Raw genomic sequence first — 24,406 nt, forward strand, 5'->3', positions numbered from 1 at the left:
ACACCATGCAGCCGGAGGCGTTCTGGCGAATCGCCTCCAGCTTCATCCGGCAATAGCGAGCGGCCGGAGCCACCGGGGCCGCCGTCAGAGTGCGGCGGCCACCTCGGCGAGCATCTTCCGGGACCGTTCGGGCGGTTCTGCCTGCACACTCAACTGATCCATAACCTGGCGGTAGAGTTCCAGATCCTGCCTGGGGTCCAGATACAGCGCACTCGTCAGCTGTTCCAGATACACGATGTCCGGCAGTTCCGGCTCGGCGAACCGCAGCATCGTGAACGAACTTCCCGCGGCCGCATGGCCTCCCGCCGCATAGGGCAGCACCTGAATGGTGACATTCGCCAGCTGCGACACCTCGATCAGATACTCGATCTGCGCGCGCTGCACGCTTGCCCCGCCCACCTGCCGATGCAGTACCGCCTCGTCCAGCACCGCCCAGAAGCTCGGCGCCTCAGGACGTGTCAGCAATTCCTGACGCCGTCGGCGCAGCGATACACGCCGTTCGCTGTCCTGATCATGACCCAGGGCAACGATCGAACGCGCATAGTCGGTGGTCTGGAGCAGGCCCAGAACCAACTGGCCTTCAAAGGTTCTGATCGACTTCGCCGCGTGCTCGAGTCCTAGATAGGTCTCGAACCATTGCGGGAGCAGATCGCTGTAACGATGCCACCAGCCCGGCTGATTGGCCTTGCGTACGAGATCCAGGAATTGTTCGCGCTCGCCGGGATCGGTGACCTTATAGAGGTCCAACAGATCCCGGACATCGCGCTCCTTGAATCCGGTACGCCCGAGTTCCAGGCGACTGATCTTGGCATGGGAACCGCGAATGTGTTCACCCGCTTGTTCCCTCGTAATACCGTTTGCTTCCCTCAGTTTCCGTAGTTGCCCGCCCACGGCGATCCGCAGGGCGGTCGGACCACGGTCGATAACGGTGGGATCCACCCGGCCGTGGGGAACGGGTACTGCGATCATGGGGTCCACTCCGATGCTCGGGTTTGCCGACAGTGGGCCACGACCGCAATGTAGGATGAACCACCGCGCCGATTGCCAATGCTACCGCTCAGCGCGCGAGGTCGTCGAACTCTCCGCTCTTCGCGCCGCGCAGGAACGCATCGATCTCGGGGCGAGTGTAAACCAGTACGGACCCTTGCGGATCCAGGGAGTTCCGCATGGCCACGAGGCCGTTCGAGAGTTCCGCGACTTCGACGCAGTTACCACTGGGATTGCTGAAAGTGCTCTTGCGCCAAGACAGTTCCGAGCGATCGATCCGGGTTGCCGATGTATCCGTCATTTCAGACTCCTTGCCAGTACCGCCCGCAGACGGTGGTCCAGTACTTGCAAATGTTCGACCAGATGTACTTACAGTTGCAACCGCAACCTGAACGATAGCACGCGGATAGCTCCGCATCGATCCCCGCAATTGCGCTTACTCTTTGCAACACAATAGTTTTGCAGCGGGTATGCGGGAGCGGCGTGCGAAGTTGCGAACACATCCCGACATAACAGACTAGTAAGTCCGATTAGCGTCGACTAGGGCGGGAAACAGTCATCCGTCAGGCCAACGACCGGAGAATCTTATACTGTCACTGGACATATCAGTCAGAACATGCCGCGCACACAGTCGTCGAGGAGCTGCGATGTCCGAAACGAACAATCCGCTGATCCGTACCGATGTCCCACACTCCGCGCGGATCTGGAACTACTGGATGGGCGGGAAGGACAATTACGAGATCGACCGCACGATCGGCGACGCCAGCCTGGCGATCGATCCCGATATCAGCACGATGGCGGTCGAATCGCGCAAGTTCCTGATCCGGGCAGTGCGAATGCTGGCGGGCGAATGCGACATCCGCCAGTTCCTCGACGTGGGAACGGGTCTACCCTCCATGCAGAACACTCACGAGGTGGCCCACGAGGTGGCGCCGGAGTCAAGAGTGGTTTACGTCGATAATGATCCGCTGGTGCTCGCGCACGCCCGCGCTCTGCTCACCAGCGCCAGCGACGAAGGTGTCACCACCTATATACAGCGCGACTTCCACAATCCCGAGGAGATTGTCGCGGATGCCCGGAAAGTCCTGGATTTCCAGCAGCCCGTGGCGGTCATGTTTATGGGGGTCCTCGGCCACGCCCGCAGCTACCGCGACGCCATGCGCATCATCGGGACCGTCATGGCCGCGGTACCCTCGGGCAGCTATCTGGTTTTCTGGGATGGCACCACCGACAGCGACGCCTATGTAAAGCTGTGCCAGGAGTACACCAAGTCCGGTGGCGTGCCCTATGAGCCGCGCCCCAAGGAGGAACTCGAAGCCGCCTTCGCGGGCTTGGAATTGATCGCCCCCGGCTTCGGGCCCATCGCGCACTGGCGGGCCGAGCTGGCCAAGCCCGGCGCCATTCCCGATATCGCGGCCTACGGTGGCGTGGCGCGGAAACCCTGACTCCACAACAACACCGAAACGGACGAATAGCCTCCCGACACGGGAATTGGACGTGCAGATGCACTTGCATCTGCACGATCCGCGCTTCTAAACTCAGTGCACCCACCCTCCCTATCGGCCAGAGGCATCCAATGACACAGATGCTCGCCCCCTGTACTGATATCTCAGGTGATTGCGACGTGGATCCCCGCGTCCTCAACTACCGCCAGGCCCGCGCCATTCTGCGCGCCCATGATCAGCATTTCGCCTGTCGGCAGTATCTAGCCGCCGTGGCGTACCTGTCGGCGGACAACGACGTCGACTGATCTCCGCGGATTCCGCTCACGCGGCGATATCGGATGCCCTTGCGCCACACGGTTGGTGGCGGGTACTCCGGATAGGGAACTGCCCTCCCCGCGGAAGAGCGCCGAGATGTTTCTTTTAGCTGCGAACGATCTGCTCGTCCAGCAGGATCTGCTGGCACAGGTTTTCAATCCCACCCCGGAGACCCCGCCCGCGGCGGACAAGCTCATGCGGCTGGTCCGCTATTTCACCTGGTTCGTCCTGTTATCGGGGACCCTGGCCATCGTCTACGCGGGCGGCCGGTTCGCGTGGGAGAAGTGGTCCGGGTCGGCGCTGCAGGCGCCCAAGCAAGTGGCCGGGGCGCTCGTCGGCGGGGTCATCGCGACGAGCGCGGGCACCATCATGAATGCCGTCATCGGCGCCTGAATGCCGTTACCGGGCCGGGTTGTTGTCTGAGACGTCAACCCCCGTAGCGCCTCGGGCACTCCCGTATCGGCGCACGCCGCGGCGACTCACGCCGTGGCGGCGTGCGGCGTCTCCTCGTCGGCCAGTGCGTCAATACCGACCAGTTCGTCGAATCGCGCCACCACCTTCTGGTGGTACATGCCGAACAGATCCTCGAACAGCGCCAGCTGCGCCTGACTGGGCCCGCCCTCGGACTCCCAGACCGCCACCAGCGCCCGCCACACCAGCACGTGCAGATCCGGTGAGACCGCGAAGTAGGCCGCGACCGCCTCGGGCACCTCCAGGACCATCTCACCGATGGAGTTGAGCACCGCGCGCTGCACCGAATGCTTGAGATCGGTCAGCAGTTTGCGTAGTAGTTCGAGTTCGATGCGCAGTATCCGGCTCGGGTCCGGATCCGCGCTGCGCGCAAGGGTTTCCAATTCGTCGACGGCGGACTTGAGTTCGGCCGGATCGATGCCGCGTTCGCCGCCGGTGTAGGCGAGCAAGGCCTCCAGCGCGATACCGCGTTCCTCGTCGACGATATTGGCGAACATGTCCGCGGCGATCTCGGGCGTCGGCATTGACAGCCGGAACAAGCGGCGGTACACGTCCACCCCGCCCTCGGCCCGCACATCCCGGATGACGAATCCCTTACCGCGATGGGCGTCCACGAAGCCGTAGGACTCCAAGCGGCCCAGAATCAATTGCGCCGTCGCACGATTCAGGTCGAACTCGTCGGCGACCTGTCGGACGGACGGCATCAGACCACCGGGCGCGTATTGCCCGGATGCCACGCGGCGCGCCAATTCATCGGCAACGTCGGCGACGACCGTCCGGTCTCCCATCGTGCACCTCTCCACTTTCGTCTACGTCCCAGACAGTGTATGTGCAGATTCGGTCAACCGCACAAGTCTTGTGAGCTTCTTCTACCGCGTTAACAACTGCGACACCGTGACGAATCGATCTCCGCGCGCTCGCAACTCGGTGATGATGCCGGGAATCGCGCCCAATGACGCCGCACCGGACTCGTACATGGCGTGCAGCAGGATGATCGAGCCGGGGCGCACCTGCGCCACCGCCTCGGCGACGATGGCCTCGGAGCTCGCCTGTTTCCCGGAGTCGGGCTCCACATCCCACATGACCGTGGTGCGATCGTGCCGGGACAGGTACCGCGGCAAGGCGACCAATTTCTTGCCGAACGGCGGGCGGAAGGTAATGGGTCCGGTATATCCGGTCTTCGCGATTTCGGCATCGGTGCGCTCGATCTCATCGCGCACGGTCCCCGGACCGACGAAGACCATGCGCTCATGGCTGTAGCTGTGATTGCCTATCTCGTGGCCCGCGCGTGCGATGGCCGCGCCCTGTGCGGGCGCGGCCGCCAGTTCCGAGCCGATCAGATAGAAGGTCGCGGGCACTCCGGCCTCGGCCAGCGCCCGCAGGATCTGCGGCGTGTGCGCGGTCGGGCCGTCGTCGAAGGTCAGTGCGACGACCTTCTCCTCCGTGTCCACGCGCGGCACGATGCGCCCGGCCACCTGGTAGGTGCGCGAATTCATGAGCGCATAGAGCCCGACGCAGATCAGCACCAGCACCAGCACCGTGACGGCGAGCGCACCCCAGATGAGCAACTTGCGTTTCATACCGATCCCTAGGTATCGTCTCCCGCTGCTCCGGCCCGGTCCAGTTCCGGCGCCCAGCGCTCCGACCATTGCCACAGCGGTTCGAGCGCCCGGCCGAGTTGCTTTCCGGCCATGGTCAGCTCATAGGACTTGTCGGTCTTCTTGGCTACCACGCCCGCCTCCTGGAGGCGCTGCAATCGCACCGACAGCATGCTCGACGAGCAGTTGCCCATGCGGCGGCGCAGTTCCAGGAATCCCAGCGGGCCCGGCTCGAGCTCCCAGATCACGCGCAGCATCCACCGCTGACCGAGCAGGTCCATGGCGGTGAGCTGTGGCTGGCTTGCACTTCTCATTTCGAACCAACATAGTGGTTCTAAATCAGAAGCACTCGAGCGGCTGGAGGTCTGTCATGGCGGTGGAGGAATCGGGCCGGAAACGAATCGTGTTGGTCACCGGCGCTTCTCGCGGTATCGGGGCCGATACCGCGCGGGTGCTGGCGGCGCGGGGCGACCATGTGGTCGTCAACTACCGGGAGAAGCGCAAGCGGGCGGAAACCCTTGCGGCGGAGATCATTACGGCGGGCGGCAGCGCCTCGACGGCCGGTGCCGACATCTCCGATCCGGCGAGCGCCGCGGCATTGATCGATACCGTGGTGACGGAGTTCGGCCGCCTGGATGTGCTGGTGCTCAATGCCTCCGGCGGTTTGGAGCGCGAGGCCGCGCCGGATTACGCCATGCGGCTCAATCGCGACGCCCAGACCGGCCTGGCGCGACTGGCGCTGCCCCACCTTCCGGCGGGCGGCCGCATCGTCTTCGTCACCAGCCACCAGGCCCACTTCTCCCCCACCCGGGAGGCGCCCGCTGGCTACGAGCTCATCGCCGCGAGCAAGCGGGCCGGTGAGGACGCCCTGCGGGCCATGATTCCCGAATTCGCAGAGCGCGGAATCGATTTCGTGATGGTCGCGGGCGACATGATCGACGGCACCATTATCGTCCGGCTGCTCGAGCGCCGCGATCCGGAGGCGGTGACCGCCCGCCGCGACCACGGCGACCTCCCGACGGTCAAGGAATTCGCCACCGCCGTGGCCGACACCACCACGATGCCCGGCGACCACGGGCGCACCGTCTATGTCGGCGGCCAGGACTACCTCGCGGGTGCGAAGATCTAATTCCACTGGTCACCCCCACCGACGCCGTGACAGCATCGAGAAATGCCGCACTGGGTCCAAGTCCTCCCCGCCTTCGTCCTCGCCTGCCTGGTCCTGGCCGCCATCCCCGGCCCCGCGACCGCCCTCTTCCTCCAGCGCTCGGTGCGCGACGGCCGCGCGGCCGGACTGGCGGCGGTGGCGGGCAATGAGATCGGCATCTTCGGCTGGACCCTGGCCGGTGGCGCCGGATTGTCCGCACTACTGGTCGCCAATCAAGTTCTCAACAAGGCGGTGCACATCCTCCGCGCGCTGGTCCTGATCTGGCTGGGCATCCAAGCCTGGCGCGGCAGTCGGAAAGACGACGCGTTCGGCACGGCCATGGATTCGGTCGTCCCCCGCGGCCGCACCCCCGGCGCGGCCTTCCGAGTCTCGCTGATCTCGATCGCGGCCAACCCCAAGGCGGCGGTCTTCGGCCTGACCATCCTGCCGCAATTCCTCCCGAGCGAGGGCCCGGTTTTCACCACCCTGGTCATCCTGATCACCATCCAGCTGGTGATCGACACCGCCTGGTGCGTGGGCATCGTGCTGGTAGCCGACCGCGCCGGACAATGGCTGCGGCGCACCGGCATTCGCCAGCGCGTCGAACGCGCCCTGGCCGCCGTCCTGGTGGCGCTCGGCTTCGGACTGGCCGCCGAAGCGCGATAATCCGGCCCACCCGCCGCCCGTGCGCGCTCACCCGACCCGCCCGGTGTCCGGGCGATCACGGCGAGCCCTGGGCAAAGCGGCCGATTCAAGACCGTCCAGGTGGGAAACTCCGCGGCGAGGAGGTGTGGCCCAATGGTCGATGACGTCGAGAAGCGGTGGCGCGATCCGGAGTTGTTTCGGCAGGCGGTGAAATACGTGGTCGGCGTGCTGGTGGTGACGGCGGTGGCCGCCGGGCTGGCGGTGGTGTGGGCGTCGGCGCGGGATGCGTGTCTCGATGCGGAGTCCATGCTGTGCGATACGCCGTCGCGGCTGGTGGTGGGGTTGATTCCGGGCGGCATTCTGCTGACGGGCGGGCTCGGGGCCTTTGTGCTCACCGTGCGGGCGTGGCGGGCCGGGCGCGCTTGGCCCATCTGGCAGGGCGCGGGGTGGTTTCTGCTGGTGCTGATGGTGTTGTATCTGTCGGTCGCGGGCGGCTGAGCGGCGACTCGCGGGATCTCGCCCGTGCCCGGCGGGATCGCGGCCGGGTCAGACCGGGCAGCGGACGCTGTCGGCGGTCTTGTCGTGCTGGTCGAAGGGGGTGCCGCGAATGCCGACGCGGGCGGCGAGGTAGCGGGCGATCTTGGTATTGCGGTCCCACATGGGGTCGATGTGGCGGGCGCGGCGGATCATGCGGTGACGCGCGCCGGGCAGGCGGTCGTCTAGGGCGCGCAGGCGGACCTCCGTATTCGCGGCCAGACCGGTCAGGGTGCGCCAGGGCCGGGTCGGGACCGAACGCAGCGGGGTGTCGGCGAGCAGTGCGCGCACCAGGGGCTCACCGCTGTAGTACGACAGTGCGCCGAGTAGTGCTGCGGTGGCGGCGATTTGGAGGCGTCCCGTCAGGGTGGCATCGGTGAACCGGCGGGTGACGGCACCGGCCATGGTCGCGGTCCACGGCGGTGCGACGCCCGCGGTGGCGACCATGTAGTCCGCCATTTCCATGCCCTCGGCGGCCGAGCGGGGAATGAGTTCGTCGGCGACGCCGAAAACATGGTCGATATACGCCCAGTAGTGCATGACGGCGTCGAGTTGCCTTGTGGTGCAACGGCGGCCGTGCACGTGGTCGAAGCAGATGGGCGACAGCCCGAAGGTGACGGCCGCGCCCATCGTGGTGGCATTGGAGATGGGGTTGCCGTGCCCGGCGAAGTGCTCGTCGCCGAACTTGCGGCGCAGCATGGCGCGCACCTGGGCGTGCATGAGCCGCACCCGCACGGTGTCGTGGAAGATCGGCGATCGGCGATCCAGGGCCCGGGGTGCGGTGACACTGCGGAACCACACCGAGGATTCGAGATTGCGCCGGTACGGGTCGTTCACGAATCGACCCGTCGCGCCCACCGCGGAGGCGACCTCCGCGCCGACGAAGGTGCCCATGAAGTCCTGTACGCCCATGGCCATCTTCCCGGCCAGGGAGATATTGATCCAGAGTCGGCGGCCGTACTCCCACACGTCCGGATCGTACCACGACGGCGGAGTGTCCAGTCGTGCACAGAGATTCACCAGCTCCGGCAGCGGGTCGTCCACGCTGTCGATCCCGTGCCGCAACGCCTGGTTCAGCATGCGGCGTCCACCCGCCGAACCGAGCCGCCGGAACGCGGCCACGAGGTCGTCCATGGGTTCGTCGCCCTGCCACAGGTGGTCGGCCATGAGCCGTGTACGCGGCGTCTCGACGGGTTCGCGGCGGACATCGATCCACGGCCCCAGCAAGGCTTTTCGAGGTTCGAGCCAGAGATCGGAGGGCACGGCGCGCGGTGGCGGCGGGCGCAACGGCATCCCGGGCCGGTAGTAGTAGTCGTAGCGGTGTTCACCCTCGGTGGACCGGATTTCGGTGCGCAGCTGCATATTTCACGACCCTGTGAGCTGGCGGAATCGGGTGACGGCGTCCCGGCCGGAATCGGCGTGCACGGGACAGTAGCGCTTGGGATCGTCGCGGTATTCGGGTGCGGGCCACAGCAGTTCGGGGGCTTCCGGCGGCGGCATCCAGCCGGGACGCTTCCCGGCCACGCGGCGGCGGGCGGCGCGTATGCGCGGGAAGGCGTACTTCACCCCGTCGGGGGGTGACCCGGTTCATGGCCGACAAGGCCCGGCACAACCGGTCGAACATCCATTGATCGCGCTCGGTCCAGGTGAATCCCAAGGTGCGGCGAATGGCCGGATCGCACAGTCCGATGGTGACGAACTTGTAGAACCGAGCGCCGGACGGTCGAATCAGCCTCTCCCACAAGGGTTCCGGCAGGTGGCGCAAGACCGGGAACGGCGGTACCGGGGCCTCGTCGGCGAGATGGAAGATATCCCAGGCCGCCTTGGTGGGTTCGAGGGTGTCGCGGCAGATATCGCGCCAGTAGCGCCGGAACTCCGGCCAGCTTTCCGGCACCACCCGCATGGGCATGCCGTACATCTCGTACCACTGGTAGTGCTCACGCCAGAGTTGTTCGTGCTGCGCGGCGCTGAGCCCGCCCATGAACAACTCGGCCGACCGCAGCGTCTCCATGAAGAACACCGCATGCGCCCAGTAGAACGTCCCCGGATCCAGCGCGTGATAGCGGCGGCCCCGGGCGTCGACGCCCTTGATGGTGCGGTGGTAGCCGACGATCTCGCGGGCGGTCTCCCGGGCGCGCGGCCCGTCGAACACCACCCCGACGATCGGATATCCGGAGCGGATGACCCGTTGATAGAACTCGCCCTTGATCTCGGAGTGGAATTCCACGCCCGCGCCCAGACCCGGATGCATGTTCTGCACCATGCCCATGAACAGCCCGCTCGGGACGAAGTAGAGCGATCCGAAGATCTTCCAGGTCAAGGAGTCCGGGCCCAGCGGCACCGGGTCCGGACGCGGCACACGTGTCCGGTTTTCCGAGCGCTCCATTGCGCTTTCTGACACCATGACCCCAGGCTGACACGAATAATTACTCGCGTTCAATTCGCATTCGAGATCGCGGCGGAAACGACATGCCACCGAAACGACAAGCATCCAAAATACCTGGCCCACCTCGGAAAACACCCGCCGAACCGCGCCGCGCCCCGCAGCAGGAGCGTTCGCGCCTCATGGTGGCGCGCATTGTCGACGCCGGGCAGCAGGTGCTCATCGCGCACGGCTACGACGGCGCGTCGACCAATCGCATTGCCGCGGTGGCGGGCATCAGTCCCGGCTCGCTGTATCAGTACTTCCCGAACAAGGACGCCGTGGTGGCGGCGGTCATCGAGCGGTACACCACGGAGGTCGCCGACCGCGTCCGCGCGCGGGTGCTGGCCAACCTGGCGAGAAGGCCGGAAGTCGCCGTGCCGGAGACCATTGCCGAGCTGCTCGACGCGCTGGGCAATCATCGGGAGCTGTTGCGCGCGGTGGTCGAGCAGACCCCACGATTGTCCACCGGCGCCACGGTTTTCGCCTTCGAGCAGCAGATCGGCGAGCTGGCGCGGGCGGCGCTGACCATGCGGGCCCGCGCGGTCCCGGCGGAGGTGGATTCCGATGCCGCGGCCTGGATGCTGGTGCGGGCGGTCGAACATCTCACCATCCGCTATCTGCTCGACGATCCGCCCATTGCCCGGGAGCGGTTCCTGGCCGATATCACCCGACTGGTGCTCAACTACTTCCGCTGAGCCCGACGACGTCCGCAGAGGCCCGGCGCGAGTGGAACGCGAGCAAGTCGGCCGACTGGTCAGGCCGTGGACGGAATCGGGGCCGCTGGGAGTTTCAGTAGCAGTTCCACCGCGCGGGCCGCGCTCTGGGCCGCGCTTTCCATGGTCGCCGACCAATCGGTGCTGGTCCAGTCACCCGCGAGCACCAGGGTCGGCACCGAGGTGCGCTGTCCCGGCCGCAGCCCGGCCGTGCCGACGACCTGGGAGAACGTGGCGCGCGGCATCGGAACGACCTGGGCGTGCAGGACTTTCGCGTCCACGGCGGCCGGATAGTACCGGCACAGCAGCGCCATCTGCTCGGCCACCACCGCGTCGTGCGGTTTGTGGATCTGCTCGTACGCGCCGCTGGTGGTCAGGCAGTAGAGCCAGCCGTGCGCGGTGGAGCGGCCGTGCATGCGCTGCCGGTCGAAGACCTCGTCGATGACGCCCTGCCCGCCGATGAGCGCCTCGAACTCGCTCTTCGTCCCCAGCGGACGGTCCAGGTAGAGGTTGGTGCTCACGATCGGCGTGTAGCCGAGTTTGTCGGCGGCGGAATAGATCTCATCGTGTTCGGGCAGCTGGTCCAGCAGACCCCCGATATTCGAGTTGGGCACCGCGCACACCACGGCGTCGGCGGGCACCACATCGCCGTCGGCCATGAACACCCCGGTCACCGCCCCGTCCTCGATGAGAATGCGGCGCGCCACCGCGCGGTGTTCGACACGGACCCCGTAGCGCCGGAACACCTCCTGCGCCCCGGTGACGAACAGGGTGTCGAGATCGACGGAGGGATAGCCGATGGTGGCGGGGCGGCGATGCTTGACGCCCAAGCGAATTCCGGTCGCCATCACATCCGCGAAGACCTTCGCCGATTCCTGGTGCACCGGTTCGGCGGCAATACCCAGCGCCAGCCAATCCCACAGCGCCTCGCGCGCGGTGGCGGGCATGCCGACGCGCTGAAACCATTGCTCGGTGCTGATATCTGCCAGATCGGCGGGCTGATTGAGGCATTCCCAGCCCATGCACACCGTCGCCACGGCCGCGTGGATCCGGTCGGCGGGACTCGCGTCCGGATGCGCCCCGAACAGGGTGCGCAGGGCCTGTGAACCCTTGGTGCCCATAGTGGTGTGGCGGCCGTCGGGCCAGCGCAGCACGCCCTCGTTCGGGAATCTCACGTACTTGCGGGTGCCGACGCTCTCCAGATAGCGGAACAGGTGGTCGTAGCCGCTGGCAATGACGTGCTGGCCGTTGTCGGGCACGTCGTGCAGCGTCGGCACCTCCAGCGCGTGCGTGCGGCCGCCCAGGCGACCGCGCCGTTCCAGCAGGGTCACCTGTTTGCCTGCTTCGGCCAGCCAGACGGCGGAGGCGAGCCCGGCCAGCCCGCCTCCGATCACGACATATCGACGCGGATCGTGCATGAGCGCTCCCGAGAACCGAACCTACACAAGGCAAGGTAGTCCCCGGGTTCGGACTACGTCCGCGAAATGCTCTCTGCTGAGCGATGTTTGCGGGCCAGCAGCGGATAGCCCGCGCACACCAGTGCGCCCCAGACCACGCCGACGACGACGGCCGAGCGCCCGGCCTCGGTGAAGAAGAGCAGCACCACGACCAGTACCAGGAAGGCCAATGCCAGCACAGTGGTCACGGGCGCGCCCGGCAGCCGGTAGTCGCTGGCCGGGAGCAGACCCTGCCGCACACGCGCACGGTAGATCCAGTGGCAGACCAGGATGATGCCCCACACGAAGATGATGCCGATGGTGGACACCGAGGTGATGTAGGCGAAGGCCTTGTCCGGCGAGAAGTAGTTCACCGCCACGCCGATCACCATGATGGCCGCCGAGAGCGCGATGCCCGCGGCCGGGACCGATCGCTTGCTCAGCGCGCCGAGCGCCTCGGGGGCCTCCTCGCGCTGCGCCAGGCTGCGCAGCATGCGCCCGGTGGAGTAGATGCCGGAGTTGCACGAGGACAGCGCCGCGGTCAGCAGCACGAAGTTGATGATGCCCGCCGCGCCCGGAATGCCGATCTGCTGGAACACCTCCACGAACGGGCTCTTGCCCGCGTGGAAGTTGCGCCAGCTCGACACCGACATGATGACGATGAGCGCGCCCACATAGAACAGGCCGATGCGGAAGGGCAGGGTGTTGATGGCCTTGCGCAGCGTCTTCTTCGGATCGCGCGCCTCGCCCGCGGTCACGCCGACCAGTTCCACGCCGACATAGGCGAACAGCACGATCTGCAGCACCAGCAGCGCCTGGCCGAAGCCGTTGGGGAAGACGCCGCCGTCGTTCCACAGATTGGTGACCGTCGGATCGGCGGCATGGCCGAAACCGAAGACGAGCACGCCGATACCGATGACGATCATGAAGACAATGGCGGTGACCTTGATGGCGGAGAACCAGAATTCGCCCTCGCCGAACAGCTTCACCGACACCAGGTTCGCCACGAACATGATGCCCAGCACCACCAGCGCGGTCACCCACTGCGGGATGTCGAACCAGTACTGCACGTACTTACCGGCCACGGTGATCTCGGCCATGCAGGTCGCGACCCAGACCGCCCAATAGGTCCAGCCGGTGGCGAAGCCTGCGAAGCGGCCCAGGAACTCGTTCGCGTATTCGGCGAAGCTGCCGGTGACGGGGCGATAGGTGAGCAGTTCGCCCAGCGCCCGCATGATCACGAAGATGGCCAGACCGGCCGCCAGATAGGCCAGGATGAGCGCCGGACCCGCCTGTTCGATGGCGCCGCCCGCGCCGTAGAACAGGCCGGTGCCGATGGCGCCGCCGATGGCGATCATCTGGATGGTGCGCGGGGAGAGTCCGCGCGAATACCCCTCGTCCGATGGCTCGGTGGCGGCCTGCTTTTCAGAGGCTGTCAATGGTGTTCCCTTCCCACGTGCGTGCGGCCGCCGACGCCTCGTCATTGTGCGCACGAGATCCCCACGGCCGCGCCGAGCTTGCCGACGGGTTGCCGAGCTCGGGCCAACAGCGTGTCACACTACCGGAGGGGTCTCAGGGGATTCCGCATCAGCGCCGGACTTCGCGGATCGGCGCGCCGCCGGGCGGGAGTTGATCGTCGGTGCCGTCGACGAGTTCGACGCCGGTCACGATCTCGGTTTCGATGCGGATGACGTGGTCGGCGGGCATGGTGATCCACGGGTCCAGCAACGTCTCGTAGCGCCGCAACTGGTCCCGGTCCATGACCACCCGCGCGACCCCGGTGACGATGACACTCCAGCCGCGCCTGGTGTTCTCGTCGAAGTCGTCGGCCTCGTACGCGACCACCTGCCCGCCACCGCGCAGCAGGCTCGCGCCCAGGTTCGCCCGCACCACCACGGCATCGGCTTCCACGATATGGTTCACCGGCCGAATAACGGGAACTCCACGGCGCGAGAAAGCGATTCGCCCATATTGCGCGCCCGCCAGCCGCTTCAGTGAGTCGGCAGCAGAGAGCTCGCGCAGCTTTCTTTGCCCTTCGCCGCCCATATTTCCGATTGTGGTCCATTGCCCCGGTTTACGCCAATTGTGTTGCCGCAACGGCAGGTTCACCCGGCGACTCTACCGCCGCGTAAGGTCCGATCAGCGCCGCGGCGGCGCCTGGACCTGCACCGGAGCCTTATCCACGCGCAGACCCTTCCAGCTGGGCATGCGCAGCCGTTCGCCGGAGAATTCGCGGAATTCGACGTCGCCGACCAGGATCGGTTCCACCCAGTGCCAGCCCGCCGCCGCGGCCTCCGGCGGGGATGTTCGAAAGGACTTGTCGAGACTCCTATTTCGTCGAGCGCGCCGCGAATGGCACGGCGGGCGGCCTGGGTGAAGCCGGTGCCGACATTGCCGATGTACACGAAGCGGCCGGTGTCGTCGTAGGCGCCCAGCACCAGCGAGCCGAAGGTGTGCTGGAATCCGCCCGCCCCCGGGGTCCAGCCCGCGACCACCACCTCGGTGTTGTTGCGCAGCGGGGTCTTGATCCAGGCCGGGGAGCGGCGACCGGGCAGATAGACCGATTCGACCCGTTTGGAGACGATGCCTTCCAGCCGATGCTCGCGCGCCACGATCAGCAACTTCTGGGCATCCACTCCAACCCAGTGCGGCGGCGCGGACAGCGGTGCGGTGAGCGGCAATTCCGCGAGGCGTTCGCGGCGTGCGAGATACGGTTCGGCCATGAGGTCGCGGCCGTCGGCGACGAGCAGATCGAAGGCGAATAGCTGGACCGGAACCTCGGCGAGCAACTGCTCCCCCGGGCGGGCCACGTGCATACGCCGCTGCAGTCGGCCGAACGAGGGCGCGCCGTCCGGCTCCTGGGCCACCACCTCACCGTCGAGAATCAGAGATCCTGTGCTCGGCAAGGCTTTCAGTGCGGCGACGAGCTCGGGGTAGGCCGTGCTCACCTCGCGGCCGCTGCGGCTGTAGATCCGGCCCGCGCCCGCGTCGCGGACGACGACGACCCGGATACCGTCCCACTTCATCTCGACCGCCCACCCGGGCCCGTCCGGCGGTGTTCCGCCGACCGCCAGCATGGGCAGCGGGACACCGAGCGGGAACCCGGCCACGGCGGGCCGCTACCCGCGCCGACAATCGGGCGACAGGGACATGCCGCACAGTTTGCCGACAGATAGCCAGACTCGAGCGGCGACCCGCCGGGCTCGGCAGAGTCGTTACCTGCGGAAACGTCGTATCGACACCCGCGGGCGACCTGCCGGACAACTCGCCGTCCTGCGGGTTTGACGATCCATCGTGCGGGAATCGCCACGATATGTTCACCATCATCGGGCTCATCGCCCTCCTCGGCGCCCTCACCGTGGGGGTGGCCGGAATCCAGGCCAACAGCGGAGACGGCCATACCGTCACGAACGGGTTCACGGTGTTCGATCACACCTACACGGGCTCGTCCGGACTGCTGTTCGCCTACGGCATCCTGGTCGGAGCCATCGGCACCTGCGGGCTCATCATGCTGCTCGCCGGACTGTGGACCATGTCCCGGCGTGGTGTTCTCGCCCGCCGCGAACTGCGCCAATCCAAGCGCGAAATGGCCGCGGCCCGGCGCGAACTGAGCAAGCCGCCACCCGCGGCGAAGAAACCGGCCGCCCCCGCGGAGAAGCCCGCGCAACCCGCCGGGTCCAAACCCGTGTGGTCGGTCAACCGGTTCCTGCACAGGCCCGGCGTCAAACCACCGGCGCCGTCCGTATCGAAATAGGTTGTCCCATGGTCATTCTAGGTTTGATCCTGATCGTCGCCGGGTGGCTGCTCGGCATCTCCATCCTGACCACCATCGGCATTATCGTGCTGATCGTCGGCATCGTCTTCTGGGTGCTCGGCTACTCCGGTCGTCCCGTCGGCGGTCGGCGACATTACTACTAACACCGATTCGACACCCCGCGACCGCCGCGAGCCGTGTCCGATAGCTTGGCACCATGACGGTGACGGTGCTGGTTCCGGACGATGACGGGCTCGCGGCGGTGTCGCGCGTGGCGGGGGCGCGGGCGCTGCGCTTCACCCTCGGCGAGCCGCTGCCCGCCGGAGCGGACGAGGCCGAGGTGCTGGTGCCCGGTTTCCTGGTCGGACCGGAGGCGGTCGCCATGGCGTGGCAGCTGCCGAAGCTGCGGCTGGTGCAATTGCTCACCGCCGGTGCGGAATCCTGGACCGGGAGGCTGCCCGAGGGAGTGCTGCTGTCCATTGCGCGCGGGGCGCACGGAGCCAGCACCGCGGAATGGGTCATGACCGGATTGCTCACGGTCTACCGGGAATTCACCGAGTTCGCGGTGGCGCAGCGCGAGCACCGCTGGACCCAGCATCAGACCGACACCCTGCACGGCAAGCGGATTCTGATTGTCGGCGCGGGCAATCTGGCCGATGAGCTGCGGCGCATGCTGGCTCCCTTCGACACCACCGTCGCGGTGGTGGGCACGCGGGCGCGCGCGGGCGTGCACGGCGTGGACGAACTGCCGTCGCTGCTGGGCGATTTCGATGCCGTGGTGCTCATGGTGCCCGTCACCAGCGCCACCACCGGTATGGTCGACGCCGCGTTCCTGGCGCGCATGGCCGACGGGGCGATCCTGGTCAATGCCGCCCGCGGTCCGGTGGTACGGACCGACGACCTGCTGGCCGAACTGCGAAACCACAGGCTGCGGGCGATTCTCGATGTCACCGACCCGGAGCCGCTGCCCGCCGGGCATTCGCTCTGGGACGCTCCCGGCCTGCTGCTCACCCCGCACGTGGGCGGCAGCAGCCGCGGCAGCCGGGAGCGCGGCTGGGCCATTGCCACCGCCGAGATCGCCCGCTACCTGGCCGGGGAGACGCCGCACAATCTGGTGCACGGCGAATACTGATCGCCCGCACGGGATCGCGAACCTACAGCGAGTCCTTCCCGATGGTTCGGTCATTGAGCAGCCGCCACTCCCGATCCCACCGCGCATTGCGCCGGGCATCCAGCACGGCCCCGGTGATCCACACCGATGCCGCCGCCGCGCACCAGCTTTCGACGAGGATCGCCAGCCCCGTGCCGATCCCCTCGGCCGCCGCCGCGCCCGCCCTGGCGGGTTCGGTCGTCGGCTGCCCCTCCCGGTCGACCCACAGCGAGACCGGACTCCCGACCTCCTGCGGTCCCGGAATATCGATGGTCGCCGTCCCCGCCCGCCCGTCGTGATCCCACGCCACGGCGGCCTCGTACCGATCCTCGTGCACGCCATTGCGTCCGGGATCGCGCAGCAAGCGCGGCTCCTCGGTGACGGTCGCCGTAATCCGGGTCTTCCCGGCGTCCTCCCCCGCGATCCGATCGGCGGCATTCGTATAGCTGACGGTCCCGAACGCCCCCGCCACCGGCACGGCGACAATCACCACCAGCACCGCCAACGCGCGCAGCACGAACTCGAACCGGTCCGAGACACGCATCAGCGGACTGGGATTCCACGGCCGCACCCGCCACAGGCGCATGGCCCAAGAACTCTCAGACACCTGGACCGCCTCTCTCCACGGCGTCCACCGTCACCAGATACATCAGTAGCAGTACCCACTCTGATACGCCCCGAACATAGGAAAAGTCAAGGTCAGCGACTCATACCCGCCTGAACTGCAACCCAGGCGTCTCCTCTGCGCCGCCCACGCGCCCGGACGAACCAGGTTCATCCCCGGCATCCCGCGCGAGAAGGCGAGGGGGTGGGCAGACTCGGGGGTATGAATCGTGGTTTTTATGCGGGTCGGGTTGCGGTTGTCACCGGGGCGGGGGCCGGGATCGGGCGGGAGCTCGCGATGGGGCTGGTTCGCGTGGGGGCCTCGGTGGGGCTGGTGGATATCGATGCGGAGGGGCTGGGCGCGACCGTGGAGATGGTGCGGGGCGCAGGCGGGGAGGTCGTCGGGGTGGTCGCGGATGCCGCCGATGCCGAGCGGATGGATGCGGTCGCGGGCGAGGTCGCCGGGCGGCTGGGGGGTGTGGATGTGCTGATCAACAATGCCGGGCGGCTGTACTACGGCGGGGTGACCGAGTCCGAGCCCGCGGATTTCGATGCGGTGATGCGGGCGAATTTCGGTGCGGCCGTGGCGAGTACGAAGGCTTTCCTGCCGTTCGTGTTGAAATCGGCGCGCGGGCGGATCGCGAATCTGTCCTCGGCGTACGGGCTTATCGGTCTCGGCGGGGCGGCGCCGTACACGGCGGCCAAGTTCGCGGTTCGGGGATTCACCGAATCACTGCGATCGGAACTGCGGGAGCATCCGAATGTGGCGGTGACCTGCGTGTACCCGGGAGGGGTGAAGACCGGTATCGCGTGGTCGGCGCTGGCGGCAGCCGGAGTCGACAGGCACAGGGCGGCAGCACGATTCGACCGGCATATCGCCCGCACCCACCCGGGGAAGGCCGCGGACGTGATGCTGCGCGGTATCGAACGGGGCAAGAGTCGTGTTCTCATTGGACCCGACGCGATCCTCGCCGACACCGCCGCCAGGATGGCAGGCGGGCAGTACGAGAAGCTGATTCGGCTTGTGGTCCGGGGATGAAGGGGAATGCACGGCAATGGCAGGTACGCGATGGCTGCTGATCGAAACCTTCGGCGGCGGCGAGCCCACGGTTATCGGACTCGGCAGTGCGCCAAGGAAATTCGTACCGCTCACGCAGATGTTCCGGCACCGTGAGACCCTCGCGACGATTCGTGGCGCGCTCGCCGAAACCGCGGGCGCGCTCGCGCCTTCGGAGTTCGTGAGCGAGGACGGCCGCCGCCGCACCGTGACGGTGCCGCGACTGATCACACCCGACCGGATGCATGCCGTACTCGTGTGGTCGGGACCGGTCGACGAGGAGATCCCGCCGCGAGATCCGGTGGGGGCATGGTACTTCAACCTCGCCACGTCGAAGTCCACCCGATCCGACGAGCTGCTGGATCTCTACGGCGTGGCCCCGGAGCAACGCGCACGCGAGCATGCGATCGCGGGCGTTTTCACTCGCGTCATCACCAATAGCGACGAGTCGGACGCACTGGCCAAGGTCGTCCGATCGGCCCCGGGCACCGAACACCAAGCGGTGTGGACGGTCCGCCGTGACGACGGCGCCCTGCGTGCGGCGCACTTCTCCTGCCGCATGCTCGAAGAACGCAATGCCGCAGGCGAATCCGAGGTGCTCCTGCGTGGAGTCACCCACGATATCGGCGACGCCACCGACATCAGCGCCGCGCCGCCACCGGTGATTCTCGAGCACCGCGTGCTCGACGCCGCCGCGGCCGATGGCGAATACCGCGCCATCGTCGACCTGCGCACCCTGCGGCTCCTGCGCTGGATGGGCCCCGCCATGCCGGAGATCGCCTGGCAATCGCTCCGGGGAGAGCCCGAGCCGGAGATCCACCCGGACGACCTCGCGAGGGCAAAGACCATGAGCCGCAACCTCGCTCATACCCGCACCGCCGGACTGCTCCGGCTCAGAACACTCGCGGGCGACTGGAAGCTGGTTCATGCCCGCACCGCCCTCATGGCGCTCGACCAGTACACCACCGCCGCACTGGTCACCATTCGGGAACCGGAGCCCGGCCAGCAAACAGACCACTCGCAATGAATGTTGCGTAGGTTACATCGATCGAACGCCCATCCGCGGCCCACACCAGTTCAGTGCGAGTATCACCGAAATACGCAGGACATCAACGGATTTGCTCGGTTGAGGAGCGCAGCGCGGAATCGATACAGTGCCTTCCGTACGCACCCGCGCGAGCGGGAATCCTGCCGGTAGTCCCCTGTGATGCCGCCTGCCGCGTCGTTGATGAGCCCTGCCCGGAACGCCTACCGACGTTCCCCGGGAAGCAGGGCTGCTCGGCGTGGGGACGGCGGTGGTCATGCTCGGACTGAACACAGCGCGGTGGGTGCACTCTCGCGGGAGTTTCCGGCAGCGGATCGCGGCCTGGCCCGGGCTGCCGGGAGAGATCCCGGCGCCGACTCGGCCGGGCCCGGGTCACTTGCAACCCGAACCCCTCCCGTCGCCTGAGATCGCGCGAATCCCCTTGTACCGCTTGCGTATCGAGAACATGGTTCGCAGATCGGGTGAGGACGCGCGGCATGTCGACGCGCTCTCGGATGTCATGGAAGCCCTGCCGCCGATCGTCGTGCACCGGCCCCGGATGACCGTCATCGACGGCGCTCACCGGGTGCGGGCGGCACTGGCCTGCGGGGCACAGTGGATCGACGTGGTGTATTTCCACGGTGACGACGGGCAGGCATTCCTGCTCGCGGTGCGCCTGAACAACACCCACGGTCTGCCGTTGTCGGCCGCCGATCGCAAGGCCGCCGCCGAGCGAGCGCTGTCGTTCTATACGGAGTGGCCGGATCGGAAACTGGCCAAGGCGGTCGGCCTGCCCGAGAAGACGATCGCGGTTATCCGGAAACGATCGGCGGCGCATCCTCGACACCCCACCCGCAATCCCGCCGCTTCACAGGAAGACGCGGGCGATTTCGAGCCACTGCTGCGCGTCCGGGCCGACGGCGGTGAGATCGGTGGCGGCGAGGGGTCTGCGGTGGCTGACTCGGAGGCAGAAGTCGAGAGCGCTGCCCTGAATCCGTTGTGCCGCATCCTTCGGGCCCCACGTCCAGGTGTCGCCGTCGGGGGCCTTCAACTCGACGCGGAACGGCTCCGCTGGAGTGGGTAGTTGGCAGTCGTCGTGCCCCGGCACAAGGGCGTCCAGCTCATCCCCTTCGGCCACCAGATCGGGCAGCGCGAGATCGCGCCGCACATCGGACATGTCGAGGCCGTAATCCAGCATCACCTTCATCACGAGGTCGAACACGGTCCCAATCCAAAGTAACTACGCCCCCGCCCTTCCCCGCCCCTATGGTGTACCGATGACATCGATCAAACAGGTCCAAGTCACTTTCGACTGCGCCGATCCCGAGCGCGTCGCCCGCTTCTGGTGTGATGTCCTGGGGTACGTCGTACCGCCGCCGCCCAAGGGTTTCGCCGACTGGGCCGCTTACGAAAGGTCACTCCCGCCCGACCGTCAGGGCACGTCGTTCAGTTGCGCCGATCCCACCGGCGCCGGACCGCGCCTGTACTTCCAGCGCGTCCCCGAAGGCAAGGTCGTCAAGAATCGCGTCCACCTCGACGCGCGAGTCGCCACGGGCCTCGTAGGCGAAGAGCGCCTGGCCGCCCTCGAAGCCGAATGCACCCGCCTGGAAAAACTCGGCGCCATCCGCGGCCAACTGCTCACCGCCGACGAATTCAACGAATCCTGCCAGAACATGCAAGACATCGAAGGCAACGAATTCTGCCTCGACTGAATCCGAAACACCCCCGACCGGGAACTGGTGGCGGACCCTACTCCGGAAAAACCGCCACCAGCTCCCGGTGATCAACCGTCCAGGGGTTGCAGTTTGTCGGCCATGCCTGGGAGGCGGTCGACCATGGCTACTACGTAGTCGGCGACGATGTCTATGAGTATTGGGCGGTCGACCTTTAGGCCGCCGTCGAGCCAGACGAGGGTGAGTTCCGCTGCGCCGCCGGTGATCAGTTGGGCGAGGGCGGTGATGGCGGTGTCTTCGCCTTCGGGGATGTCGAGGAGGAGGCGGGTTTGTTCGATGATGAGTTCGGCTACTTCGCGCATGCCCGCGAAGCGGCGGCGCATGCGGGCTTCGCTGCCGTAGGCCTGGGCGAAGGCGATATTGGCGCGGCGGGGGTCGTCGGTGACGGAGATGATGAGGGCCGCTACGCCCGCGCGGAGTTTTTCTTCGGCGCCGCCGGGGGTGGCGGACATGGTGAGGCGGGTTCGGTCCAGGGCTTCCTGTTGGACTTCGGTGAGGAGGGCGCCCGCCAGGGCGTCGAGGTCGGGGAAGGATTCGTAGAAGAAGCGGGGGCCGACTCAGGCCTGTTCGCAGACGCCGCGGACGGTGAGGGCGGACAGGCCCTGGGAGCCGACGATGTCCAGGGCGGCGTCGAGTAATCGGCGGCGGCGTTGTTCCCGGCGTTCGTCGGTGGTGGTTCCGCGATAGGTTCCGCTGAATTCCCGCGTCACCCTGCCAGCTTGGCATAGATGTCCGGAAACGACCATTTACGGAAACAACTGTTTCCGATACCGTGGGAGGAGGCCCCCGGAGGGAGAACCGACGATGAATCTCCTTGTGCCCATTGATCTTCCGGTCGCGGGAACGCTACGTGCCCATCATGTGCGCGCACTGATGAATCTGCGTGCCCGGCGCGCCGCGGCGAGAGTGTCGAGGGCATACCCCTCGACACCGCGGGCACTGGCCGTGCCGCCGCCGGGAAGCGGGCTGCGGCCCGTCATGGGCGACGCCGGATTGCCCGGAATCGGGCACCTGTTCAGTTCGCTCGGTGATTCGCTCGACTTCTCCCGCGCCCGCTTCGAACGCTTCGGCCCGGTCAGCTGGTTCGGGATCTTCGGCCGCCCGGTCGTCGGCATCGGCAGCCCGGAGGCGGCGGAAGTCGTACTGCTGGACCGCAAACGGGTGTTCTCGGCACAGCGCGGCTACGAATATCTCATCGGCCCGTTCTTCCACGGCGGAGTCCTGTTGCGCGACTTCGACGAACACCTGCACCACCGCCGCATCCTGCAGCAGGCGTTCGGGCGGGTGAGTCTCGTCGGCTATCTGGATCTCACCACGCCTCATCTGGAAGTCGCAATGGCCCAGTGGCGCCCGGGCCGCGATTTCCGCCTCTACGACCACGCGAAACAGCTACTGCTGGAACAGGCCACGGTGGTGTTCGCGGGCGCCCGGCTCGGCCCGGAAGGCACCCGCCTCGGCTACGCGTTCGAGGACGCCGTGCGCGGCGGCCAGGCCATGATCCGCGCGAACGTGCCCGGCGGCGTCTGGTCGCGCGGCCTGCGCGGGCGGCGCATTCTCGAGGAGTACTTCCGCCGCGAGCTACCCCGCAAGCGCGCGGGCGACGGGGCCGACCTGTTCAGGGTGCTGTGCCGGGCCGCCGCCCGCGAGGACGACTTCACCGACGAGGACATCATCTCGCACATGATCTTCGTCATGATGGCCGCGCACGACACCAGCACCATCGCCATCTCCATGCTGGTCTACGAACTCGCCCGCCACCCCGAATGGCAGGAGCGGCTACGCGCCGAATCCCTTGCCCTGGACTCGGATTCCCTCGACTACGACGACCTCGCCCGGCTGCCCGGCCTGGATATGGCCTTCCGGGAAACCCTGCGCCTGCACGCGCCGGTCGGCCAGGAGGTGCGCGAAACCATCGCCGACACCGACATTCTCGGCTACTACGTCCCGCGCGGCACGCTGATCATGATCGGCGCGGTCCCGCTCATGCGCCACGAGGACTACTGGTCGGACCCGGACGCCTTCGACCCGGAACGCTTCAATGCCGAACGCCACGAGGACGGTTCGCACCGCTACGCCTGGTCGCCCTTCGGCGGCGGCGCGCACAAGTGCATCGGCATGTACTTCGGCGGCATGACCGTCAAGTCGGTCCTGCACCGCATGCTGCGCCACTACCGCTGGACCGTGCCGCCGGGCTACCGCGTCCCACTCACCTCCGGCACCGGACCACTGCCCGCCGACGGTCTGCCCATCCACCTGCGAGCGCGCTAGCGCACATCGCGCGGAATCCCGAGTTCGATATCCAGATAACCCAATTCGGGATCGCGCCGCCGCCCGTTGCGGAAGGCCCGGAACACCAGATCCTGCGGATGCCGCACCGCGAACACGTCCCGGAAGGTCGCCACCGTCCGCCGCGGCGCCCCGTGCAGGCACGGGTTGTACCCGGCCCGCGCCACCGGCCCCTCCCAGATGAGCGCGGCGCCGCCCGGCACGCTGTGCGGCGCGAAACTCCAGCCGAGATCGCGCATGCGCCTGTCGAATTCGCCCGCGCCGACCCCCGCCACATCCCAGCCGCTGGCCTCGTTGAACAATTGCCGCCCGTGCAGGAACTGCACGAAACACGGATCCGGCCCGGGATGCGGCGTGCTCAGATTGATCACCCCGTCCCACGGCAGCGTGGTCAGCGCCCACGCCAGCCGATCCTCGAAATCGCCCCAGTCCGAACAGGATACGGGCGCACGCCGCTCACTCGGCCGATCCGCGGTCAGCCCGAAGGTCCCCGTCTCGGGCACGTCCAGACTCCACGCCGCGATCCGCAGCCGATCCGGATCCATATCCAGCCCCTCGCGCAGCACCGCCACCACCGAGTCCGCGATCCGCCTGCGCGCATCGATCCCGGTCCCCTGCCGCCACCCGGTACTCCATTCCCGCGCCAGCCCCGGTTGCTCCCGCACCCGCCGCACCGCCCGCCATTGCGGATCCGGCACCGCCTCATCCGATTCCAGCGGTAACGGCACCGGATCCCAGATCCCCTCCGGCTGCGCCTTCAGCACCGCCAGCACCGTCTCCACATCGGCGGCGTCATCGGGCACCGCGAGCAGGATTTCCACATCGCTCCCCTGTTGCGCGAAATGCACATGCCGCCCGATACCCTCGTCGCGCACCTGGATGAACCGCGGATTCCATTCCAGCCCCGAATCCGCGTTCTCCGCCCCGTCCTCCAGAAAGAACGGCATCCATTTCAGCAGGACATCCCATCCCTGCACACCCATCTACGCCTCCCTCCAGGCTATCGCCAACCTACCGGGCGGTCTGGCGCTCCGTCGGGGTATGGGTGTCGGATGCCGCCTCGGCGTGGTAGAACCTGTTCTA

The 24,406-nt window shown here is 67.1% G+C and carries 28 protein-coding genes and 2 pseudogenes; 14 read left to right on the forward strand and 16 right to left on the reverse strand.

The annotated features are described in order from the left end of the window. Nucleotides 1-84: 84 nt before the first annotated feature. Both NC4_RS24040 and NC4_RS24045 read right to left on the reverse strand, forming a co-directional pair. Nucleotides 85-969, reverse strand: a complete 885-nt coding sequence (locus NC4_RS24040) for a Sco1979 family transcriptional regulator (RefSeq protein ID WP_067542252.1) — start codon at nt 967-969, stop codon at nt 85-87. 88 nt (nt 970-1,057) lie between these two features. Then, nucleotides 1,058-1,288, reverse strand: coding sequence for a DUF397 domain-containing protein (locus tag NC4_RS24045; RefSeq protein WP_067542256.1), 231 nt, complete (start codon nt 1,286-1,288; stop codon nt 1,058-1,060). Between the two features lie 346 nt (nt 1,289-1,634). On the opposite strand from NC4_RS24045, the gene NC4_RS24050 reads away from it, so the two are divergent. The 3 genes from NC4_RS24050 to NC4_RS24055 all read left to right on the forward strand — a co-directional run bounded on the left by NC4_RS24050 (nt 1,635) and on the right by NC4_RS24055 (nt 3,140). Then, the gene (locus NC4_RS24050) at nt 1,635-2,432 is read left to right on the forward strand and encodes an SAM-dependent methyltransferase (protein ID WP_067542259.1); all 798 of its coding nucleotides are present in this window, start codon (nt 1,635-1,637) and stop codon (nt 2,430-2,432) included. Nucleotides 2,433-2,611: 179 nt separating this feature from the next. Further along, nucleotides 2,612-2,737, forward strand: coding sequence for a hypothetical protein (locus tag NC4_RS44095; RefSeq protein WP_281186383.1), 126 nt, complete (start codon nt 2,612-2,614; stop codon nt 2,735-2,737). 106 nt (nt 2,738-2,843) lie between these two features. Continuing rightward, entirely contained in the window at nt 2,844-3,140 is a 297-nt protein-coding gene (locus tag NC4_RS24055; RefSeq protein ID WP_067542262.1) for a hypothetical protein, read from the forward strand. Nucleotides 3,141-3,226: 86 nt separating this feature from the next. Here the strand turns inward: NC4_RS24055 and NC4_RS24060 are convergent, their stop codons facing one another. The 3 genes from NC4_RS24060 to NC4_RS24070 all read right to left on the reverse strand — a co-directional run bounded on the left by NC4_RS24060 (nt 3,227) and on the right by NC4_RS24070 (nt 5,130). Beyond that, nucleotides 3,227-4,006 carry a GntR family transcriptional regulator gene (locus NC4_RS24060; protein WP_067542265.1) on the reverse strand — a complete coding sequence of 260 codons (780 nt, stop codon included), beginning with the start codon at nt 4,004-4,006 and terminating at the stop codon, nt 3,227-3,229. A gap of 81 nt (nt 4,007-4,087) precedes the next feature. Then, nucleotides 4,088-4,798 (reverse strand): polysaccharide deacetylase family protein, encoded by a 711-nt coding sequence (locus NC4_RS24065; protein ID WP_067542268.1) that lies wholly within the window; start codon nt 4,796-4,798, stop codon nt 4,088-4,090. An 8-nt stretch (nt 4,799-4,806) separates the two neighbouring features. After that, nucleotides 4,807-5,130, reverse strand: coding sequence for a winged helix-turn-helix transcriptional regulator (locus NC4_RS24070; protein ID WP_067542271.1), 324 nt, complete (start codon nt 5,128-5,130; stop codon nt 4,807-4,809). 56 nt (nt 5,131-5,186) lie between these two features. On the opposite strand from NC4_RS24070, the gene NC4_RS24075 reads away from it, so the two are divergent. From NC4_RS24075 to NC4_RS44100, 3 genes are all read left to right on the forward strand, one after another. Then, nucleotides 5,187-5,945, forward strand: a complete 759-nt coding sequence (locus NC4_RS24075) for an SDR family oxidoreductase (protein WP_067542274.1) — start codon at nt 5,187-5,189, stop codon at nt 5,943-5,945. A gap of 42 nt (nt 5,946-5,987) precedes the next feature. Beyond that, nucleotides 5,988-6,629, forward strand: coding sequence for a LysE family translocator (locus NC4_RS24080; protein WP_067542277.1), 642 nt, complete (start codon nt 5,988-5,990; stop codon nt 6,627-6,629). 132 nt (nt 6,630-6,761) lie between these two features. Beyond that, a complete protein-coding gene (locus NC4_RS44100) occupies nt 6,762-7,106 on the forward strand; it encodes a hypothetical protein (RefSeq protein WP_067542280.1) in 345 nt (114 codons plus the stop codon). A gap of 48 nt (nt 7,107-7,154) precedes the next feature. Here the strand turns inward: NC4_RS44100 and NC4_RS24090 are convergent, their stop codons facing one another. Both NC4_RS24090 and NC4_RS24095 read right to left on the reverse strand, forming a co-directional pair. Further along, nucleotides 7,155-8,504: an oxygenase MpaB family protein gene (locus NC4_RS24090; RefSeq protein WP_067542283.1), complete on the reverse strand. Its 1,350-nt coding sequence runs from the start codon at nt 8,502-8,504 to the stop codon at nt 7,155-7,157. After that, the gene (locus NC4_RS24095) at nt 8,467-9,546 is read right to left on the reverse strand and encodes an oxygenase MpaB family protein (protein WP_169814862.1); all 1,080 of its coding nucleotides are present in this window, start codon (nt 9,544-9,546) and stop codon (nt 8,467-8,469) included. The genes NC4_RS24090 and NC4_RS24095 overlap by 38 nt, the downstream gene beginning before the upstream one ends. Before the next feature lie 161 nt (nt 9,547-9,707). Between NC4_RS24095 and NC4_RS24100 the strand changes: the two genes are divergently transcribed. Then, a complete protein-coding gene (locus tag NC4_RS24100; RefSeq protein ID WP_067542286.1) occupies nt 9,708-10,262 on the forward strand; it encodes a TetR/AcrR family transcriptional regulator in 555 nt (184 codons plus the stop codon). Between the two features lie 59 nt (nt 10,263-10,321). Here NC4_RS24100 and NC4_RS24105 read toward each other — a convergent pair whose 3' ends face one another. The 4 genes and pseudogenes from NC4_RS24105 to ligD all read right to left on the reverse strand — a co-directional run bounded on the left by NC4_RS24105 (nt 10,322) and on the right by ligD (nt 14,793). Then, the gene (locus tag NC4_RS24105; protein WP_067542289.1) at nt 10,322-11,698 is read right to left on the reverse strand and encodes a hydroxysqualene dehydroxylase; all 1,377 of its coding nucleotides are present in this window, start codon (nt 11,696-11,698) and stop codon (nt 10,322-10,324) included. 53 nt (nt 11,699-11,751) lie between these two features. Then, nucleotides 11,752-13,155 carry an amino acid permease gene (locus tag NC4_RS24110; protein ID WP_067542292.1) on the reverse strand — a complete coding sequence of 468 codons (1,404 nt, stop codon included), beginning with the start codon at nt 13,153-13,155 and terminating at the stop codon, nt 11,752-11,754. Between the two features lie 148 nt (nt 13,156-13,303). Then, complete coding sequence (locus NC4_RS24115; RefSeq protein ID WP_067542295.1) at nt 13,304-13,762, reverse strand: pyridoxamine 5'-phosphate oxidase family protein; 459 nt, start codon at nt 13,760-13,762, stop codon at nt 13,304-13,306. A 93-nt stretch (nt 13,763-13,855) separates the two neighbouring features. After that, nucleotides 13,856-14,793: pseudogene (ligD, locus tag NC4_RS24120) on the reverse strand (non-homologous end-joining DNA ligase). A gap of 236 nt (nt 14,794-15,029) precedes the next feature. On the opposite strand from ligD, the gene NC4_RS24125 reads away from it, so the two are divergent. From NC4_RS24125 to NC4_RS24130, 3 genes are read left to right on the forward strand one after another with little or no spacing between them, the layout of a single operon-like run. Then, entirely contained in the window at nt 15,030-15,470 is a 441-nt protein-coding gene (locus NC4_RS24125) for a LapA family protein (protein ID WP_067542298.1), read from the forward strand. 8 nt (nt 15,471-15,478) lie between these two features. Further along, nucleotides 15,479-15,634, forward strand: a complete 156-nt coding sequence (locus tag NC4_RS41130; RefSeq protein WP_169814863.1) for a DUF6131 family protein — start codon at nt 15,479-15,481, stop codon at nt 15,632-15,634. A 53-nt stretch (nt 15,635-15,687) separates the two neighbouring features. Next, entirely contained in the window at nt 15,688-16,602 is a 915-nt protein-coding gene (locus NC4_RS24130; protein ID WP_067542301.1) for a 2-hydroxyacid dehydrogenase, read from the forward strand. Between the two features lie 22 nt (nt 16,603-16,624). Here NC4_RS24130 and NC4_RS24135 read toward each other — a convergent pair whose 3' ends face one another. Then, nucleotides 16,625-17,227: an Rv1733c family protein gene (locus NC4_RS24135; RefSeq protein WP_157555161.1), complete on the reverse strand. Its 603-nt coding sequence runs from the start codon at nt 17,225-17,227 to the stop codon at nt 16,625-16,627. Nucleotides 17,228-17,446: 219 nt separating this feature from the next. Between NC4_RS24135 and NC4_RS24140 the strand changes: the two genes are divergently transcribed. Together NC4_RS24140 and NC4_RS24145 are read left to right on the forward strand one after the other, a co-directional pair. Continuing rightward, complete coding sequence (locus NC4_RS24140) at nt 17,447-18,262, forward strand: SDR family NAD(P)-dependent oxidoreductase (protein ID WP_067542307.1); 816 nt, start codon at nt 17,447-17,449, stop codon at nt 18,260-18,262. 16 nt (nt 18,263-18,278) lie between these two features. Beyond that, a complete protein-coding gene (locus tag NC4_RS24145; RefSeq protein WP_067542310.1) occupies nt 18,279-19,307 on the forward strand; it encodes a GAF domain-containing protein in 1,029 nt (342 codons plus the stop codon). Nucleotides 19,308-20,172: 865 nt separating this feature from the next. Here the strand turns inward: NC4_RS24145 and NC4_RS43100 are convergent. Next, a pseudogene (locus NC4_RS43100) lies at nt 20,173-20,388 on the reverse strand (wyosine base formation domain-containing protein); the annotation flags it as partial. Nucleotides 20,389-20,581: 193 nt separating this feature from the next. Here NC4_RS43100 and NC4_RS24155 point away from each other — a divergent pair. Then, nucleotides 20,582-21,016, forward strand: a complete 435-nt coding sequence (locus NC4_RS24155) for a VOC family protein (RefSeq protein ID WP_067542316.1) — start codon at nt 20,582-20,584, stop codon at nt 21,014-21,016. Between the two features lie 71 nt (nt 21,017-21,087). Here the strand turns inward: NC4_RS24155 and NC4_RS43105 are convergent, their stop codons facing one another. Beyond that, nucleotides 21,088-21,489, reverse strand: a complete 402-nt coding sequence (locus tag NC4_RS43105; protein WP_245721884.1) for a hypothetical protein — start codon at nt 21,487-21,489, stop codon at nt 21,088-21,090. 105 nt (nt 21,490-21,594) lie between these two features. Next, nucleotides 21,595-21,747, reverse strand: a complete 153-nt coding sequence (locus NC4_RS43110; RefSeq protein ID WP_245721885.1) for a hypothetical protein — start codon at nt 21,745-21,747, stop codon at nt 21,595-21,597. 163 nt (nt 21,748-21,910) lie between these two features. Between NC4_RS43110 and NC4_RS24165 the strand changes: the two genes are divergently transcribed. After that, nucleotides 21,911-23,305: a cytochrome P450 gene (locus tag NC4_RS24165; protein WP_067542683.1), complete on the forward strand. Its 1,395-nt coding sequence runs from the start codon at nt 21,911-21,913 to the stop codon at nt 23,303-23,305. Here the strand turns inward: NC4_RS24165 and NC4_RS24170 are convergent. Then, nucleotides 23,302-24,306, reverse strand: a complete 1,005-nt coding sequence (locus NC4_RS24170; RefSeq protein WP_067542319.1) for a TY-Chap domain-containing protein — start codon at nt 24,304-24,306, stop codon at nt 23,302-23,304. The genes NC4_RS24165 and NC4_RS24170 overlap by 4 nt on opposite strands. Nucleotides 24,307-24,406 lie beyond the last annotated feature (100 nt).

It is taken from the genome of Nocardia crassostreae (assembly GCF_001613405.1).
GTDB lineage: Bacteria > Actinomycetota > Actinomycetes > Mycobacteriales > Mycobacteriaceae > Nocardia > Nocardia crassostreae.

What these genes read in the sequence shown, in the direction of transcription:
- NC4_RS24060 (WP_067542265.1), bottom strand. Translation starts at nt 4,006, where the DNA reads ATGGGAGACCGGACGGTCGTCGCCGACGTTGCCGATGAATTGGCGCGC.
- NC4_RS24075 (WP_067542274.1), top strand. Translation starts at nt 5,187, where the DNA reads ATGGCGGTGGAGGAATCGGGCCGGAAACGAATCGTGTTGGTCACCGGC.
- NC4_RS24065 (WP_067542268.1), bottom strand. Translation starts at nt 4,798, where the DNA reads ATGAAACGCAAGTTGCTCATCTGGGGTGCGCTCGCCGTCACGGTGCTG.
- NC4_RS24070 (WP_067542271.1), bottom strand. Translation starts at nt 5,130, where the DNA reads ATGAGAAGTGCAAGCCAGCCACAGCTCACCGCCATGGACCTGCTCGGT.
- NC4_RS24155 (WP_067542316.1), top strand. Translation starts at nt 20,582, where the DNA reads ATGACATCGATCAAACAGGTCCAAGTCACTTTCGACTGCGCCGATCCC.
- NC4_RS24040 (WP_067542252.1), bottom strand. Translation starts at nt 969, where the DNA reads ATGATCGCAGTACCCGTTCCCCACGGCCGGGTGGATCCCACCGTTATC.
- NC4_RS24145 (WP_067542310.1), top strand. Translation starts at nt 18,279, where the DNA reads ATGGCAGGTACGCGATGGCTGCTGATCGAAACCTTCGGCGGCGGCGAG.
- NC4_RS24045 (WP_067542256.1), bottom strand. Translation starts at nt 1,288, where the DNA reads ATGACGGATACATCGGCAACCCGGATCGATCGCTCGGAACTGTCTTGG.
- NC4_RS41130 (WP_169814863.1), top strand. Translation starts at nt 15,479, where the DNA reads ATGGTCATTCTAGGTTTGATCCTGATCGTCGCCGGGTGGCTGCTCGGC.
- NC4_RS24130 (WP_067542301.1), top strand. Translation starts at nt 15,688, where the DNA reads ATGACGGTGACGGTGCTGGTTCCGGACGATGACGGGCTCGCGGCGGTG.
- NC4_RS24140 (WP_067542307.1), top strand. Translation starts at nt 17,447, where the DNA reads ATGAATCGTGGTTTTTATGCGGGTCGGGTTGCGGTTGTCACCGGGGCG.
- NC4_RS24090 (WP_067542283.1), bottom strand. Translation starts at nt 8,504, where the DNA reads ATGCAGCTGCGCACCGAAATCCGGTCCACCGAGGGTGAACACCGCTAC.
- NC4_RS24095 (WP_169814862.1), bottom strand. Translation starts at nt 9,546, where the DNA reads ATGGTGTCAGAAAGCGCAATGGAGCGCTCGGAAAACCGGACACGTGTG.
- NC4_RS24080 (WP_067542277.1), top strand. Translation starts at nt 5,988, where the DNA reads ATGCCGCACTGGGTCCAAGTCCTCCCCGCCTTCGTCCTCGCCTGCCTG.
- NC4_RS24170 (WP_067542319.1), bottom strand. Translation starts at nt 24,306, where the DNA reads ATGGGTGTGCAGGGATGGGATGTCCTGCTGAAATGGATGCCGTTCTTT.
- NC4_RS24055 (WP_067542262.1), top strand. Translation starts at nt 2,844, where the DNA reads ATGTTTCTTTTAGCTGCGAACGATCTGCTCGTCCAGCAGGATCTGCTG.
- NC4_RS24100 (WP_067542286.1), top strand. Translation starts at nt 9,708, where the DNA reads ATGGTGGCGCGCATTGTCGACGCCGGGCAGCAGGTGCTCATCGCGCAC.
- NC4_RS24050 (WP_067542259.1), top strand. Translation starts at nt 1,635, where the DNA reads ATGTCCGAAACGAACAATCCGCTGATCCGTACCGATGTCCCACACTCC.
- NC4_RS24125 (WP_067542298.1), top strand. Translation starts at nt 15,030, where the DNA reads ATGTTCACCATCATCGGGCTCATCGCCCTCCTCGGCGCCCTCACCGTG.
- NC4_RS24105 (WP_067542289.1), bottom strand. Translation starts at nt 11,698, where the DNA reads ATGCACGATCCGCGTCGATATGTCGTGATCGGAGGCGGGCTGGCCGGG.
- NC4_RS24165 (WP_067542683.1), top strand. Translation starts at nt 21,911, where the DNA reads ATGAATCTGCGTGCCCGGCGCGCCGCGGCGAGAGTGTCGAGGGCATAC.
- NC4_RS43105 (WP_245721884.1), bottom strand. Translation starts at nt 21,489, where the DNA reads ATGTCCGCCACCCCCGGCGGCGCCGAAGAAAAACTCCGCGCGGGCGTA.
- NC4_RS24115 (WP_067542295.1), bottom strand. Translation starts at nt 13,762, where the DNA reads ATGGGCGGCGAAGGGCAAAGAAAGCTGCGCGAGCTCTCTGCTGCCGAC.
- NC4_RS44100 (WP_067542280.1), top strand. Translation starts at nt 6,762, where the DNA reads ATGGTCGATGACGTCGAGAAGCGGTGGCGCGATCCGGAGTTGTTTCGG.